This window comes from Rothia sp. HSID18069 (assembly GCF_003989155.1).
Taxonomy (GTDB): Bacteria; Actinomycetota; Actinomycetes; order Actinomycetales; family Micrococcaceae; genus Rothia; species Rothia aeria.
In genome coordinates, this window is the sequence record NZ_RBMG01000004.1 from 202,017 (window position 1) to 218,412 (window position 16,396).

The 16,396-nt window shown below is 59.4% G+C and carries 13 protein-coding genes and 1 pseudogene; 11 read left to right on the top strand and 3 right to left on the bottom strand.

Annotated features, from left to right (window positions below; all coding sequences use genetic code 11):
- Positions 1-146 precede the first annotated feature (146 nt).
- Together D8M41_RS10015 and D8M41_RS10020 are read left to right on the top strand one after the other, a co-directional pair.
- Entirely contained in the window at positions 147-974 is an 828-nt protein-coding gene (locus D8M41_RS10015) for a MarR family winged helix-turn-helix transcriptional regulator (protein ID WP_161970782.1), read from the top strand.
- Positions 971-1,465, top strand: a complete 495-nt coding sequence (locus D8M41_RS10020) for a thiol-disulfide oxidoreductase DCC family protein (RefSeq protein ID WP_238693516.1) — start codon at positions 971-973, stop codon at positions 1,463-1,465. The genes D8M41_RS10015 and D8M41_RS10020 overlap by 4 nt, the downstream gene beginning before the upstream one ends.
- A gap of 284 nt (positions 1,466-1,749) precedes the next feature.
- Here the strand turns inward: D8M41_RS10020 and D8M41_RS10025 are convergent, their stop codons facing one another.
- The 3 genes from D8M41_RS10025 to dacB form a co-directional block, all read right to left on the bottom strand.
- Positions 1,750-2,379: a hypothetical protein gene (locus D8M41_RS10025; RefSeq protein ID WP_037236636.1), complete on the bottom strand. Its 630-nt coding sequence runs from the start codon at positions 2,377-2,379 to the stop codon at positions 1,750-1,752.
- Positions 2,380-2,611: 232 nt separating this feature from the next.
- The gene (locus D8M41_RS10030; RefSeq protein WP_126926937.1) at positions 2,612-5,317 is read right to left on the bottom strand and encodes a DEAD/DEAH box helicase; all 2,706 of its coding nucleotides are present in this window, start codon (positions 5,315-5,317) and stop codon (positions 2,612-2,614) included.
- Between the two features lie 3 nt (positions 5,318-5,320).
- Positions 5,321-6,850 carry a D-alanyl-D-alanine carboxypeptidase/D-alanyl-D-alanine endopeptidase gene (gene dacB / locus D8M41_RS10035; protein WP_126926938.1) on the bottom strand — a complete coding sequence of 510 codons (1,530 nt, stop codon included), beginning with the start codon at positions 6,848-6,850 and terminating at the stop codon, positions 5,321-5,323.
- A gap of 90 nt (positions 6,851-6,940) precedes the next feature.
- Here dacB and ppa point away from each other — a divergent pair.
- From ppa to D8M41_RS10085, 9 genes and pseudogenes are all read left to right on the top strand, one after another.
- Positions 6,941-7,429 (top strand): annotated as a pseudogene (ppa, locus tag D8M41_RS10040) (inorganic diphosphatase); the annotation flags it as partial.
- Between the two features lie 190 nt (positions 7,430-7,619).
- A complete protein-coding gene (locus D8M41_RS10045; RefSeq protein WP_023133534.1) occupies positions 7,620-8,756 on the top strand; it encodes a zinc-dependent metalloprotease in 1,137 nt (378 codons plus the stop codon).
- A 153-nt stretch (positions 8,757-8,909) separates the two neighbouring features.
- On the top strand, positions 8,910-10,112 hold the full coding sequence (gene tilS, locus D8M41_RS10050; RefSeq protein WP_126926940.1) for a tRNA lysidine(34) synthetase TilS: 1,203 nt from the start codon (positions 8,910-8,912) through the stop codon (positions 10,110-10,112).
- 266 nt (positions 10,113-10,378) lie between these two features.
- Positions 10,379-10,930 (top strand): hypoxanthine phosphoribosyltransferase, encoded by a 552-nt coding sequence (gene hpt, locus D8M41_RS10055; protein ID WP_006888433.1) that lies wholly within the window; start codon positions 10,379-10,381, stop codon positions 10,928-10,930.
- 396 nt (positions 10,931-11,326) lie between these two features.
- Positions 11,327-13,591 carry an ATP-dependent zinc metalloprotease FtsH gene (gene ftsH / locus D8M41_RS10065; protein WP_006888494.1) on the top strand — a complete coding sequence of 755 codons (2,265 nt, stop codon included), beginning with the start codon at positions 11,327-11,329 and terminating at the stop codon, positions 13,589-13,591.
- On the top strand, positions 13,578-14,165 hold the full coding sequence (gene folE, locus D8M41_RS10070) for a GTP cyclohydrolase I FolE (protein ID WP_006888422.1): 588 nt from the start codon (positions 13,578-13,580) through the stop codon (positions 14,163-14,165). Before ftsH ends, folE begins: the two co-directional genes overlap by 14 nt.
- 149 nt (positions 14,166-14,314) lie before the next feature.
- Positions 14,315-14,518, top strand: a complete 204-nt coding sequence (locus tag D8M41_RS10075; RefSeq protein WP_006888335.1) for a hypothetical protein — start codon at positions 14,315-14,317, stop codon at positions 14,516-14,518.
- Positions 14,515-15,165 carry a Fic/DOC family protein gene (locus tag D8M41_RS10080; RefSeq protein WP_006888426.1) on the top strand — a complete coding sequence of 217 codons (651 nt, stop codon included), beginning with the start codon at positions 14,515-14,517 and terminating at the stop codon, positions 15,163-15,165. Before D8M41_RS10075 ends, D8M41_RS10080 begins: the two co-directional genes overlap by 4 nt.
- A 58-nt stretch (positions 15,166-15,223) precedes the next feature.
- The gene (locus D8M41_RS10085) at positions 15,224-16,360 is read left to right on the top strand and encodes a hypothetical protein (RefSeq protein WP_126926941.1); all 1,137 of its coding nucleotides are present in this window, start codon (positions 15,224-15,226) and stop codon (positions 16,358-16,360) included.
- Positions 16,361-16,396: the final 36 nt, after the last annotated feature.

Consider the following 16,396-nt stretch of genomic DNA (forward strand, 5'->3'; position numbering starts at 1 on the left):
GAAACCTGGGGCCCGTCATTGACGCCCGGTGAAAACCGTAAAACCCCGGGCTATTCGCCCGCTGAGGCGCATATGGGCGGTAGAACTCCGGCCCGTAACTTACCAAGGCTCACAGCATGACACAACACAATATGGAAGGTGCAGTCATGAACGCACAGAATAATACGGGCGATAATACCGCCCAGGACGAACAAGAACGCCGCAACCACCCTTGCGGGGAGCCGTCGCCTACCCGGGAGCTCTACAAGAAGCTGGGACACATTGGTCGCCTCACTCACCTGTGGGCAGCCCAGCAGCGCGAGCGTACAGGCCCCAGGCGCATCGACACCACCCGCGGGCAGGGGCGCATCCTCGCAGCCTTGAAACTCAAAGACGGCATCGCAACCCGCGAACTCGCATATGTGCTGGGCATTCGTGTTCCCTCACTGAATGAGGCACTGAGCAAGTTAGAGAACGCTGGGTATATTGTGCGGGAGCCCGATCCGCGTGACCGCCGCGTGCAGCTGATTACACTCACCGATTTGGGGCGGGCTCTCACCAACCAGATGGGGGAGGGGGAGCCCGAGGGCGATAATATTTTTGAGGTGCTGACCGAGCAGGAACGCGCGAACCTGAACGACTACCTGGATAGGCTGATCGTCCGCATGCACGAGGATTTGCCCGACCTTGAAGCCGACCGTCAAGAGTGGGAGAAGGCTGCCCGGGAACGCATGGGGGATGATGCGTTTGAAGCGTGGGCAGCACAAGCCCAAGAACGCGGCGGGTTCGGTGCCCTGGCTGGCTTCGGTCCGCTGGGTGGATTTGGGCCCGGCTTCGGGCCTCAGGGTTTTGGTGGCCCGGGCGTTGGCCGTGGCCGCAAGCGCCGTCGTCACGGTGGCCCCAAATCTCGCGGCGAGCGTGGCGAGTTCCCCAAGGGGTTTGAAGGTAAGCATCACCGCCGCCCTTCACCGTGGGCATCTTGGATGATGTGGTGACAATAGATACCGGTAAAACCAAGCGGGGCGGCACCTGGGAACCTGTGGTGCATAATGGGGGTGTGAGCACTTTGCCCTCCTACCACTCTCGCAGCATAGATGAACCGGTGCTGCTGTATGACCCTGACTGCGGCTTCTGTGTGGCAGCCGCAGATATGCTTGCGCGGCTGGGGCCGCAGGTGCGCATTATGGCCGGAACCCCCGCGGCTCTTGAGTACTACGGGGTGTGCGCTGATAGGTTTGCGCACGCCATTCCGCTGGTGAATGCGCGCCACCACGCCATTTTCGGGTCGGATGCTATAGCGCTGACCCTGCGCACCCACCGTGCACCCCTGCTGCGGCTGACCGGCTGGATGCTTTTGCGGGCGCCGGTTCGGCCGCTGGCACACCGCGCCTACAGGTTTATTGCGGAGAACCGCCCGCTCATTTCCCGGGCAGCTGCGAAAGCCGGTGCCCGCTGGGGCGAATCATGCTCCATTTCACCCCAATAGAATCTTGAAATAGCAGGGGATAAAAGAATATATTTACAGTATGTGCATATAATGCTTCCCCTATTGCCACTGTTATGCAGGGATATTAGATATGGGGCAGCCAATAACCGGATAAATAAAGTGCATATATGCATTCACTCCCCGGAAAACCAAGAGAATAGTAATGCAAAAATATGCGAACCATCGGGTGGGTACGGCAATGGGCCGAGCATTAGCGGGCACACAAAAATGAGGGCACCGAGTACCCATAACGCTCTAGATAAACCGCGAGAAAAAGAAACCGACTACTCAGCTGCAATAACCGAGGGCTCAGCAACATCCATACGGTCCAGCAAGTTCACCACCGTGGCCCGCGCCGCCTGCTCCTCATGCCACAGTGAACGCACAAGGGCACGGCTAACCGCCTGGGTAGTAATACCAAGAGCCGCTGCTGCTGCCTTCTGCTGGCCCCGTACCCCCGGAACGAGCAGCCGCACCACGCGCCATTCAGCCTCCGTACGGTCAGCACATACCCGGTACAGCAGCCGCGCAGACCCCGTAGCCATCTCGGCGAGAGAGCGGTCCCTAGCCATCACCGCAATACCGCGTGAGGGCGCACCCCCACGGGCGTACTCAACCGCCAGCCGTGAAAACTCCAGGGCGTCCCCCGTGCAATCCGTAATGTTCAGCGCGCCCAGCGCCCCGGCAAAACGAGGGAAAGTAAGCTCACCAGCGCCAATGCCCACCCAAAAACCGTGGGCGTGTGCCGCTAAAAGAGCCGCATGCAATGCATCAGAGGCGCTCTCAAAAGCCCCCTGAGCCTCATCAGGATATGTTTGTGCGAATGTGACCTGCGGATTAAGCTTCTCTAGCGATTCAAGAAGACTTGGAACTGATGCAGTATCAGATCGTTGTATAAAAGTTAGGACGAACACACTACCATTATGCCGCATACCCCTCCGGAAATGCGGGAGCTCGAAGGCCCAAGATAACGACATAATGATTTCGTAATATTTCGCCAGACCGAAAATATGCATAAAACCCACATACCACGCGGAAAGAACGGCCGGGCACCCCATCAGAGTCATTCGCCACAGAAACCCAGATGCCCAGATGCTGGAACACGTCAACACCCCAAAAACGAAAATCTAACCTTCCACTTGAGAGCTAATAATCACTGAGGTTGCACAACACCATGAAATCACCAAGAACCGCCAGCTGCTGCGCCGTGACGGGCACAAACCGGTGGATCGTACTCGAACACACCAGCACCGAACACCACTGCCCGCGTGAAATCGCCACATTCAGCCTGTTCGGGGACAGCAAGAACTCCGCCCCACGCCCCGAAGCCCCAGCATTAGAAGCCGCCAACGACACCACCGTCACCGGCGCCTGCTGACCCTGAAACTTATCAACCGTACCCACGCGCACACCGTGCCCCTGCGCATCCCGCAAACCGGCGCGTTCCAGATGCTGCACAATCGTATCAACCTGCGCATTGTAGGCGGCGACCACCACAATATCATCGCCCGTTAACGCCCGGACAGCCCCATCGCCAGCATCCCACCTGGCACCCACAAACTCCTGCGCCAGGCGCACCACCTCAGCTGCCTCAACCTCCGAACGCACCGTACACCGCCGGTGAGACACCGGAACCACCTGCAGCCCCGGCTCACGACCCTCAAGATGCCGCAGCGCAGCAGCCGGTGCCGAGGCCAGACGCCCACCATAGCTAAGCCGAGACACCGGCGCACACAGCTGCGGATGCATCCGCCAGCTCACCGGCAAAAAATACCCGAAACGCTCATCCACAGTGGGAGCATCACCCGAAAGCCAGCTGAGAGTCGAAATATCCACCGGGTACGGGTGCGGGGCAGACGACACCTGCGGCAGCTGCTGCGGATCCCCCAACAGCAGCAGGTTACGGGCCGAACGGGCAACCGCCAGCGTATTCGCCAGCGAAAACTGTCCCGCCTCATCAACCACCAGAAGATCCAAAGACGCCTGCTCAAACAGAGAAGCATTCGAAAAACTCCAGGCGGTACCACCGAATACGAAACCCTCCCCATTAACGCCGCCCGCGCACCGCTGCTGAATCGTGGCGCGAGACCACTCAGCCCACGGAAAATCCGGCCTCTGGGAAGTCCCCGCCATTTTAGCGACCCGCTCAGCAGGGAACAGCCCGCGCTCAACCACCGCCGCGAGCATATTCTCAACCACCGCATGCGACTGCGCCACCACGCCCACCCGCCAGCCAGCAGCCACCAAAGACGCAATCACATGCGACCCCAAGAACGTCTTCCCCGAACCAGGTGGGCCCTGCACCGCCACATACGAAGAGTCCAGCGCACACACCGCAGCGTGCACCGCCCGCACCATCGGCAAATCCTCACCCGAAAAATCAGCCTCAGTCGGCAGAGAACCGCCAGTCACAAGGCGCGGCGGGCGGCGATACAAAATATCCAACGCCGCCGCCGAGACGCTCCCAGCCGCAGGCTCAATAGCCTCACCCGGTGAACCCTCAACCCCCACAGCCTCTGAGGCTGGAAGCACATCCGGCAGAGACGCATCCACAGAACGCGCAAAATCCTGCAGCGACTGCTCCAGTGCCACCGTAGGAACCGTCGCCGCAGGAGCCAAAGCCACCGGCAGCACCTCATGCGGTTCATCCTTCACCCGAATGCGCTCCTCAACCACGAGCACCACCCGGGCCAAACCATCCGCGCTCACAGGCTCTTCGGCAGGGGCCGCCTCCAGCAGGTGCGCCCCGAAAAACCCCACCCGCGCCACAGTGCGCGGCACATACGCACCCGGGTTAGCGTGCCGGAACGTGTTCACCTGCGACTCCATCGCATCCACCGCCCGGGCCGGTGCGTGGGCGGCCTCATACATCACATACAGCGCCTTATCACGCCCTACTTTGAGTGCGCTGCCCTCACCCACAAGAGCTACCGCACGCAAAACCCGCACCTGCCCCGAACCGACCGTGGCCTTCTGCCAATCAGAAATCACCTGAACCGACTCAAATACCGCACAATCCCGCGAACCAGCCCACGACGCCACCGGCTCATACAGGCGCCGCATATGCTCACGCCAGAACGGGGCGCGCTCACGGCGGTGATAGTTCGTCGCAGCCAGGGCAAACGCCAGAGTACGCTCATCCTCCGTGAAATGAGCTGCATCTTTCGCTCTTTCCAGGGCCTGCAGGCGCTCATCCAGCTGCTGCTGGATCAGGTGCCGCTCATCCTCCGACTCAACCGGTGCGGGTACCGGGTAGCCGCCCTCGAGAGCCTCAGCGGCGCTGTCTGGTTCTGCCGTGTCGGGTTCGTCTGCCTCAACCTGCTCAGGGGCGGGCAGCTGAACCTCGGCGCCTTCCAAACGGGCGCAGGCATCACAAGTGCCGCAGGCAAACACATCCGGGATATTTTTTGAGTCTGCACCCTCACGAACGGCGCGGTCCAGCTGTTCGAGACGGGTGAGCATCCCATGAAATACCGGCAGGATACGCGCCGCCGCAACGCTCCGTCCCGAACCGTCCTGATCCGCAGCGTGAATCTCAAAAGTATGCGGGGCCGGGCGGCTGCCCAGCTCGGGGGCGTTACGCAGTAAGTGCAGCAAGGATGCGGCACCCAGCAGGTCGCGCACCTCGTCCCCGCTGTGCTCAAGACGCAGCACGCCGCCCGGTTCCGTACCCAACACCCGGTTCACGGCCTCGAAGGTTTCATGTTTGCGGCGGGCGAGCTCATCCGCGCCCGGTGCGGGGCGTGCCCGCATGTCCTCATAAAGCGCGATTTCGCAGATATGGGTGTGTATCGCATCGTCCAGAGAATACATAAATGGTTCACTCGCTGCGGAGAACAGCCACAGGCTCACGTGCTACTTCCCCTCCGTCGGTGCCGGTTCGCCAGCGGGCGCCAACGTAACAGGAGCGTTCGAGGTGGACGTATCGGTGGCCTTCGGGGACTCTGTGGGCTTGGCGGACTCGGAGGGTGAGTGCTCCCCAGCAGAGTGTGAAGAATCCGAAGGGGACGGGGAAGGTTTAGGTGCCCGGTTGCTAATGACCGCAGCGGCAGCATCTGCCACCTTCTTCGCCTGCGGCAGCCCACCGATGCTGTCTGTATCGTTCAAAATCAGCGCAAATATAAGGCGCGTACCGTCTGGGCGGGTGGTGTACCCCGCCAATGCAACCGCCGTGAACAGGGTGCCGGTTTTTGCCCGCACATGCCCGCGCGCATCTGCGGCGTCGGGCTCGGTAAAACGTTCTTTGAGCGTGCCGGTTTTACCCGCCACGGGCAGCCCCTGCAGCAGCTCCTCGTGCCGGGGATGCTCTAACAGCTTGGCCAACGCCTGAACCAGCATACGCGCCGTCACCCTATTCTCCAGGGACAGCCCGCACACATCCGCCTGCTTCAGATGCTCGGTGGTCACCCCGGCGGCCTCAATTTTTTCACGCACCAGCTTCTGCGCCTCCTCAGCGCTGCCTTGCCGGCCCGCCGCGATCACCGCGTTCCGGGTGAGCGCCTCAGCGAGGGTATTATCGGATTCGAGCATCATGTGCTGCGCCTGCTGAAGAGCCGTCGCCGATTCGACGCTGGCAATGTCGGTGGCATCCGACGGTTTAGTCCGCTTATCTTTACGCTCAAACGAATAACCATGCGGTTCGCCTGCTTTGTTTAGCGCATCCACAAACGCCTGCGCCGCCGCCGAGGCCGCATCGGTAGGCCGTGCCGGTGTGCCGTAGGGGCCAGACTTGCCAGCAATAGTGTGAGAATCCAGTGCAATCGGCGAAATCCCGGTTATTTGACCGGAATCAATGTCTGGTTTCTCCCACCCCGGGTTCAGTTCAGGACCCGTATAGATGGAGGTGTCCAGAAAGACCGGGAACTTACCTTTTTCGGTCTTGGCAGACCGCAGGCTCTCAATGCACGCCCCCGCGAGCGTCCCCAGTCCCGCATAACCATTCACTGCATCCTTTTTGGAGTCGCCCGCGCCCAGCATCGTATCCCCGCCCGCGATGAGAGTCAGCTCGTTTCCGTTACGCGCCACACTTGTTTTAAAACGTGCCCCCAGATCTATGCTGTGCGCCAACGCCAGATACGTGAGAACCTTCATAGCTGATGCGGCCGCGCGCGGCTCGTTCTCGCCCTCGCCGTACACTATGTTCCCGTCGGTGTGCGTGACCAGTACCGAACGATGCGCCCCGGCACGATCCGCTAAAAGCTTCTGCAGCTGAGGAAACTCCGGGGCAACGGCGGAGGCCTCGGGGGCAGCCGACTCCGCGGTGTTTTGAGGCGACTGTTCGGGCTGCTCCTCACGGGCACATGCCGCCAGGGCTGCCAGCGGCACAAGAGAAAAAAGAACGGTGCGGCGGGTAGGGTGTGAACGGAGTGTTTGACGAAAGCGCATCTTTAGAGCATAACGCGCGCGGTACAATAGGTACGATTCCGGCGCACCAAGCGTGACGGAAAACAGCAAGAACACAGTAAGAGAGAGGTTCCCATGGAACTCGACGTCACCATTGAAATCCCCAGCGGATCGCGCGTGAAATACGAAATAGACCACGAAACCGGTCGCCTGCGCCTAGACCGTGTGCTATTTACCTCAATGCAGTACCCCACCGCATACGGCTTTTTTGACAATACCCTCGGCGAAGACGGGGATCCGCTGGATGCGATGGTCATGATTGATGTTGACGTTCTGCCCGGTGTGATTGTTGAGGCGCGCCCCGTGGCCGTGTTCAATATGACCGACGAAGCCGGTGGCGACGCGAAGGTGCTGTGCGTGCCCTCAGATAAGCGCTACGACCACATTAAAACCCTGGCGGACGTGCCCGAGCAGCTCAAAGCCGAGATTCAGCACTTCTTCGAACGCTACAAGGACCTGGAACCCGGCAAATGGGTCAAGGGTGAAGGCTGGGATGATTTGCCTGCCGCGGAGAAGATGGTTCAGGAGGCAATCGACCGCTTCGCCACAGAGTGCCACTAGGTCTCACGCGCGTTCCTCATAACTTCGGGGGCGGAAATCTGCAGTCGCTAAAGGGTACGCCCCGCTGCAGATTTCCGCTCCTGCTTTTGTGCGGGTATTTTTCACTGTGTCGCGCCCAAGAAAACACGCTCGCCGTGAAACTGTTGGCATCAGCCCCGCCGCAACCAGCGGCGGCAACTACACTGTGCATATGAGTGAGAACAGCATCCAAGACCTGCTGAACCCCGAGGCAGTCACCAAAATTGTAGGCACCCTAGCACCCGCCGGGCCGCGCATCGCCCCCGACAAGATGCGGCAGGCGGTGGAATCTATCCGCGCCGCAGCCGAAGTGTCCGTCGATCATGTGCACCGCATCACCGGGCTTGAAGCTGCTCACAACCTACGCGACTCGCAGGTGCTCGTGACCGACCGCAGCACCTGGGCGAAAGCTAACGCGCAGGCGTTCTCGGTCATGCTCGAACCCGTCTTACGTGCCCCGCTGGAAAAAATAAGGCAGAAAAACCCTGCCGCGCTCAGCATCACCGGGTACGGTATCGCCACCGAAGTCGGCAGTATTCTTGCGTACCTTTCAACCCGCGTGCTCGGGCAGTACGAGCCGTATGCGGCACTCGCTGGGTATGGTGCTGCGGGCGGGCGTCTGATGCTGGTGGCACCAAATATTCTGGCGGTTGAAAAGGAGCTCAATGTTGAGCCCGAAGATTTCCGTTTGTGGGTGTGCCTGCACGAGCAGACGCACCGGGTGCAGTTCGCCGCCGCGCCGTGGCTGCGTGACTACTTCCTGAACAAGATCGCGCAGCTTGGTGATAGCGTGAGCACAGGCTTGAGCATTAAAGACGCGCTCGTTGCCTCCAAAGGCGCCCGCACCGATGAGGCTGATAACGAGCCGCAAATTGGTGAGCAGCTTGCCGCCCTGGCAAAAACACCCGCCCGTGCCAAACAGATCGCCAGCGAGATCACTGCCGTCATGAGCCTCCTGGAGGGGCACGCGAACGTGATCATGGATGCCGTTGACGCCGAGATAGTGCCGACCGTCAAAACAATTCGCCGCCGGTTCAACCGGCGCTCCGAGACGCAGAAACTCGTAACCCGCCTCATTTCGCGCCTGCTTGGGCTGCACCGCAAAGCCGCGCAGTACCGCGACGGGCAGAAGTTCGTGCAGCATATTGTGGATGCGGTCGGCATGGAACGCTTCAATACCGTGTGGGAGCGGCCCGAGAACCTGCCGACCGAGCGGGAGATTCACAACCCGGACGCCTGGATGAAGCGCGTGTTGGACGAGGGGTCAGAGGTGACCGACATGGTTAAACATGGAGAAATCACCGAGTAGTCCCAGGGCGGATTATGTGACAAAACCGAGCGACATCCCAATACGCCAGTGGGCTTGATAATGCGTAATTCGCTGCTGCGTCTGCCGTGGGGATCAAAGGAATTTGCGAATAGATTTTGTCACAGCGGCATATACAACAGAGAAGGACAACACATGCAACATGGACGGCAGGGGCGGCTGCATCCGGCGGTAGGGACGGCTCGCCGGGAACTGGCGCGCGCGCTGACGAACCTGCTGGGTGAAGGCACCATCAAGGCGACCGGGCGTGCGCGGCGAGACTCGACCGCATCGCATCAGGGCGCAGAAACCGAGAAGCCCCTCGTGCTGGTTGCGTGCAGCGGCGGGCCAGATTCACTCGCGCTCGCCTGCATTGCTGCGCATTTTGCGCGTCGTTCCGATGTGCGCGTGGGCGCCGTCGTGGTCGATCACGGACTGCAAGCCGACTCCGCCGAGGTTGCCGCATCTACCGCAGAAACCCTCACGAACCTGGGGCTATATCCCGTGCTCACGGAGCGCGTGCAGGTTCCGCAAGGCAGCATGGGCCCCGAAATGGCGGCGCGAACCGCCCGTTACAGCGCCTTTGAACGTGCGGTGCAACATACCGGCGCACGGGCTGTTCTGCTGGGCCACACCCTTGACGACCAGGCGGAAACCGTGCTCCTAGGGCTTGGGCGCGGCTCGGGCACACGCTCCCTCGCCGGAATGCCGCCCGTGCGCATCGAAAACGGAGTAACCTACCTGCGCCCCTTCCTTACTCTGCGCCGCGCCGACATGCTGAATATTTGCGAAGCCGAAGGTGCCACCCCCTGGAACGACCCCACCAACACCGACCAGACGCTCATGCGCGCGCGCATTCGGCACACCATCCTACCGTTCCTGCACGAGCATCTTGGCGGGGATGTGGCACTCTCCCTGGCGCGAACCGCCGCAGTCGCCGGGCCTGACGCCGAATATTTGGATGCGCTCGCCGCCGCCGAGTACGCCCGCCTGAAGCTGCCCACCGGGGTTCATCTGTCGGATATTCCCGGGGCTGATACGGTGCCCGGCGACCACTCCACGGAGGCTGTCTCTGAGAAACCTGCTCCCACAGTTATTGCCCTGAACCGTACGGAAACGGCGGCGCTACACCCTGCCCTCCGGATGCGTGTGCTCGCCCTGGCGACCCGCGCCGCGCAGGGGGAGAACCCCGGGTTTGAGCGGCTGCAGGCGCTTGACGAGTTCGTCGCCGAGCACGCCACCGCCGGTCCAGTGCAGCTGCCCGGGCACGTGAGCGCCTACCGCCGCCGCAAGGTACACGACCCCCGCACCGACACCCGCGTGGATGCGCTTGTGCTTCTGGGGCGAAGCGCCTTGTGAGTGGCTCATCGGCCCCGCCCAGGTAAGGCTTTTCGCTGCGGAGGTTGGGGAATTTGTACACCCTGAAGATCATGAGTGGTTATACCTTACACTTTGCTGATGGTGGCCCTACCAGCCAAGCCCTGGTACTTGGCGTGTCTGGCGAGGTGTGCTTAACCAGTAGGGTTTAAGTAATACTTAAAGCGAACCAAGAAAATATACCCACCTCGGGGTGCAACCTCGGGGCGGGTGCGGCGTGAAGACGCCCCGGCGAGAAAGAAGAATCCGTGCAGGCTCAAGACGTGCAGGACGATCTGAAGAACGTACTCTTCACCAAGGAAGAGATTAATGCGAAAGTTGCCGAGTTGGCGGCGCGCATCGACGAAGATTACGAAGGCAAAGACGTGCTCCTTGTGGGGGTTCTCAAGGGTGCCATTATGGTGATGGCAGACCTGTCCCGCGCGCTCAAGGGGCACTACACGATGGACTGGATGGCGGTTTCCTCGTATGGGTCCGGCACGAAATCCTCAGGTGTGGTTCGTATCCTCAAAGACCTTGATACCGATCTGACCGGTCGGAACGTGCTGATTGTTGAAGACATTATTGATTCCGGGCTGACGCTGGCGTGGCTGCAGCAGAACCTGATGTCCCGCGGCGCCGCATCCGTTGAAATCTGCGCCCTGCTGCGCAAGCCGAAGGCGGTTAAGACCGACGTAGAGGTCAAATATGTGGGCTGGGATATCGACCCCGAATTCGTGGTTGGTTACGGGCTTGATTTCGCTGAGAAGTACCGCAACCTGGACTGCGTGGCGACCCTGCACCCGCACGTATACTCCTAAAACCCGGTTGTGCGCGGCGTGCGCACAAGAGCTTTTGGTGCCCGCGCATCCTAATGAAATTCTGGATGCGCGGGCACGCTTATGTCTGCACGCAGAGCTTCTTGAAACTGTGCGTCACCGCTTAGCCAATCCGCAGCCAGGGGTAAAGGTCTCCCTTGATGAGCTATGAGTTAGAGTTCGACCCGCGTGCTCTTCAAGAATGGCGGAAATTAGATTTCGTGTTTGTGCGCATACCCCATCCCCGAGCCCTTTTAGCCTTGAGGGGAACTGCCGCTGATGCGGGCGTTCCTTGACGGGGGTACGGTACATTTAAAGTTGCATCTTTTTACCGTCACGGAATGCTCCGGTATGCTGTGGCGCGTACACGGCAGCCCTAGCACATGTAAGGATTAAGCGTTGGCGCAAAAACCCAATAATTCCCCTGAGAATCGGGACGGCTGGCTTAATAAGCTGATCTTCACCCCATGGTTGTGGGTGATTGTTGGTGCCCTCATTCTTGTCGCGATTTTCGCGCCGTCAACCTTCGGCTCGGGGAGCCGGCAGGTTGATACGAACGTGGGTATTCAGCTGTTAAACGAGCACAAGGTCAAAAGCGCAAAAATTTATGATGGCGACCAGCGCGTAGACCTGCAGCTGCATGAGGACTACAAGCAGGGCAGGGATAACTACGGTAAAACCGTCAAGTTCTACTATGTGCAACCGCGCGCCCATGACGTAGTGAACGCCATGAACGGTGCCGGGCTGGAAAGCTACACGGACCAGCCGGTGGAGAGTAATTTCTTCGGTTCTCTCCTCTCCCTGTTCGCGCCTCTGCTGATTTTTGGTTTATTCTTCTGGTTCATGGCTGGGCGCATTGGCGGCGGCTCATCGGTGCTGTCGTTCTCAAAGTCGCGCGCGAAAAAGTTCAACAAAGACAACCCGACCGTGCGTTTCTCCGATGTTGCCGGTGTTGATGAGGCACTGGCCGAGCTTGAAGAGGTGCGCGAGTTCCTTGCAGAACCCGAAAAGTTCACCCGGCTAGGCGCTAAGATCCCTAAGGGTGTGCTGCTGTACGGCCCTCCCGGCACCGGTAAAACCCTGCTCGCGAAAGCTGTTGCGGGCGAGGCCGGGGTGCCGTTCTACTCGATTTCCGGTTCTGACTTTGTGGAGATGTTCGTGGGTGTGGGTGCATCCCGTGTGCGTGACCTGTTCAAGGAAGCGAAGTCTAACCCCGCTGCGATCGTCTTCGTGGACGAGATCGACGCTGTCGGTCGCCGCCGCGGCGTCGGCATGGGCGGCGGCAACGACGAGCGAGAGCAGACCCTTAACCAGCTGCTTGTTGAGATGGACGGCTTCGACGGCAACTCCAGCGTGATTGTGATTGCCGCGACTAACCGCCCGGATGTGCTCGACCCCGCCCTGCTGCGTCCGGGGCGTTTCGATCGCCAGATCGGTGTGGATGCGCCCGATATGAAGGGCCGCCAGCGCATCCTTGAGGTGCACGCCGCCGGTAAGCCGATCGACCGTCGCGTCGATTTGGGGCAGGTCGCTAAACGTACCCCCGGTTTCACGGGTGCAGATTTGGCGAATGTGATGAACGAGGCGGCCCTGTTGACCGCCCGCGATAACGGCAACGTGATTGATGACCGCGCTATTGATGAGGCTATCGACCGTGTGATGGCGGGCCCGCAGCGTGCTTCGCGCATCATGAATGAGCACGAGCGTAAGGTGACTGCGTACCATGAGGGCGGTCACGCTCTCGTGGCTGCCGCCCTGCGCAACTCCGCGCCGGTTACCAAGATTACGATTCTGCCGCGTGGTCGTGCACTGGGTTACACGATGGTAATGCCGCAGGACGATAAGTACTCGACCACACGCCACGAGCTGCTGGACCAGATGGCCTATGCGATGGGTGGCCGTGCGGCTGAGGAAATCGTATTCCACGATCCTTCCACAGGGGCCGCGAACGATATTCAGAAGGCGAGCGATACCGCGCGCAAGATGGTGACCGACTACGGTATGAGCGCCCTGCTGGGGTCGGTGAAGCTTGGCAGCGACGACACCGAACCGTTCATGGGCGGCGATCCTTCGGCGGCACGTAACTACTCTGACGCGACCGCCTACAAGATCGACACCGAGGTGCGTAAACTTCTGGAAGAAGCTCATGATGAGGCCTTCCAGATTCTCGTGGAAAACCGCGATGTGCTTGACCGCCTGGCGTTCGCCCTGCTGGAGAAAGAGACCCTGCTGGAGAACGAGATCGCGGAGATTTTCAAGGATGTTCGTAAGCGCCCTGAACGCGAGCACTGGTACTCCAAGGAGGGCCGCGAACGCACCGACATTCCGCCGGTGAAAGCCCCGAGCGAGCTCAAAGCCCAAGCGGAAGCACAGCAGAAGCAGCAGGAACTTACCGGCTCTGCCCAGGAGCCCCCCACCGCCCCCACCAAACAGGCGGCAGCAAACGATGCTCCGGTGACTTCAACCGCGCCAGCGGACACCCCCGGGCCTGCTAGCTCACCGGAAGAAGACCCGACCGTGGCCATCCCCCCGCAGCGTGGACAGGGCCGGGGCGGGGCGTCTCAGCAGCCCCCGTACCGCAGCCCGTACAACCCGCAGAACCGCCCCGGGCAGAACGGCCCGAACCGGCAGAACCCCCACGGAGGCTCAGATGAGCGAGGCTAACGGGTCGGCTGTGGATAAGCCGCGCATTGAGGCGGCGGTGCGGGAAATCCTGCTGGCAATCGGTGAAGACCCTGACCGTGACGGTTTGCAGGACACCCCGGCGAGAGTGGCTCGCGCCTACGAGGAGTTTTTCTCGGGTCTGCACGCCGACCCCGCCGATGTGCTGGGCACGACCTTCGATATTGCCCATTCCGAGATGGTGCTGGTGAAGGATATCCCGTTCTATTCCACGTGCGAGCATCACCTGGTGCCTTTCCACGGGGTGGCGCATGTTGGGTACATTCCCGGGGCTGACGGCAAGGTGACGGGGCTGAGCAAGCTGGCGCGGGTGCTTGAGGTGTATGCGCGTCGCCCCCAGGTGCAGGAGCGGCTGACTACGCAGGTGGTGGAGGCGCTGGAAGAGCACCTGAGCCCGCGCGGTGCGATCGTTGTGATTGAGGCCGAGCATATGTGCATGTCGATGCGCGGCGTGCGCAAACCCGGCGCGAAAACCGTCACCAGTGCGGTGCGCGGGCAGCTCAAGAATGCGGCAACTCGCGCCGAGGCAATGAGCCTGATTTTCTCGAAGCAGTAGCTTCCTAATCCGCGAGCAGGTGGTTTTGGCCCGAACAGGTAGGAAAATCCTATCTTTTCGGTCAAAAACCACCTGCTCGCATTGAAGACAGAAGAGTCCCCTTGGTTTTGAACCATTCTCACGTACAATAAAGGCTGTAGGGGGGAAATATGACTCATATACTCTCTGGTACTCGCATTACCGCATCCGAGGCTGAGGAGAACCAGGCTTTTGCAGATGCAGCTTTGGCATTAGCTGGTCATCATGTCACTGATCCTGTGCTGAAAGATATTGTGGCTCGGGCAGCTCATCATGACATCACTGCCGATGAGGCTATCGCAGAGATCCGCCGCCATGTGCAAAGGGCATCGTGAGAGACCACGCTATCTTTCACACCTGGGATGATTACTATATTCCCGGCACTAGGGTGCTGCGAAATAAATTCACCACGCCAAACAAGCCCTTTGGTGAGACTGACCCAGAAAAATTGCGGGTTATGGAAGAAGCAATTACCAGCCTGAGGATCCGGGAACTTCGTGAGAACCCTGTGCTAGGTAAATTTGACTATGAACATATGAAAGCAATCCATTACGCCATTTTCCATGATATATACGAGTGGGCAGGGCAGGAACGGGTTGCACCAGTGGGGCAGTTTATGTCTAAAAACGGACATGCTTACTATGGGGCTGGCCCGCATCTGAGAGCAGCTGCAGAAGCCGAGTACGCAAAGCTTGTTCAGAAGAATTTTCTGCGAGATTTAGACCAAGATACTTTTGCAGCTGAGCTCGCTGAAAGCTGGGGCGAGATTAATGTAATCCATAGTTTTCGTGAGGGTAACACTCGTAGCCAGTTTGTGTTTTTCTCATACCTTACCGAATACGCAGGATACAGCATTGATACCAGCGCGTTCGCTCCCGATAGTTCCTTGTGTGAGGAATTCGTACAGGCGCGTTTTTATAGTCAGGATACCGGACGAAACGACAGGTTGGCTGCTGTTCTCAGGCAAGTAATCACGCTCTGAGGACAAGAGCGAGACTTAATAAAACTAAAAGCCCTATAACAGTCTTACAAGGATGTATATGAGACCCCCTAGAATCCTGCCCGAATTCCTTGCGTGGGCAGATGAGATTGATGATGCGGGCAGAATTTCCGATCAAAACCATCTAGAGGCCGCACTAGGCTCGCCGTGGTTACCCGGGAGGGGCGGGTACCGGAAGATCGAAGAGTTTTGTGCCGCAATGGGTGCGGGGGAGAAACCGTGCGCAGCCGAGGAAAGTTTTGCGTGGGTGAGGCCTGAACGGCTGATGCGACTTGTGCAGTCGCTAGCCTACGCTATTCCGCAGCATGTGCATGGTCGTTGGGTGAACGCCCGGCTGATGCACTGCCTGTTCAACCCAAGCATCGACAGCTCTTTAGACCTAGCACAGAGTGTCCGCGATTTTCACGAACGGAACAACAAACACTCGGATCGCACCCTCAACTTTTCTGCTTTTTATAACACCAAGACACAGGGTTACGACCTTACGCCGGAGGACGTACTAAATCACGTGATGTGCCCTGAAAATATTCTGTACCGCGAACTCAAAAACATTATTGGACCTGATATAACCGATCAAGAATCTTTTACCCGCACAGAGCGTTATTATCTGCGTAATTATGATTCAGCGCTTCTGGTCAATGACGTTGATGGCCAGTATTATGAGGCCTTTCGTAAGCTGCTCCTTAGACGCTACCGTGCGGGAACTTTGGGCGATTATGTGCATCAGACTGTTAAGAATCTGCGTACCTGCAACGTGGAGTTGTATCCGTTTCGTTCATCGTGGGTGAGTGGGGTTGAAGATTTACAGAATGTCTATTCGGACTTCAGTGCTCAATTGGTGTTATACCGTCTGGCGCGTTATCTGCGCGATGAGCAGGAAAGCGAGCCCGGATTCTGGCTTGTGATGCGCAGCCGCGGCGCTTGGTATCGGCAAATTCAATCCGTGCTCACGAACCCTGAACCACGTTATGGGCTAAGGTTTGACCCTCAAGATGCGCGTGAACTCGCAGACTGGATCTTCACGACCTATGCGTATGAGCATTCTAGCCGTTCGGCGATCATGACCCCGCAGAATCTCAGAAGCCTCACTCCCAAAGTTAACGGGTCCCTTCAGAAAGGCGAGCGCATGAGCGCTGACGAGCATACCCGCCTGAAGCGAGGCATCCTGCCGGAATGAAGCTATGCTCTGCCCCGCAAGATGGGCATTCCTGCT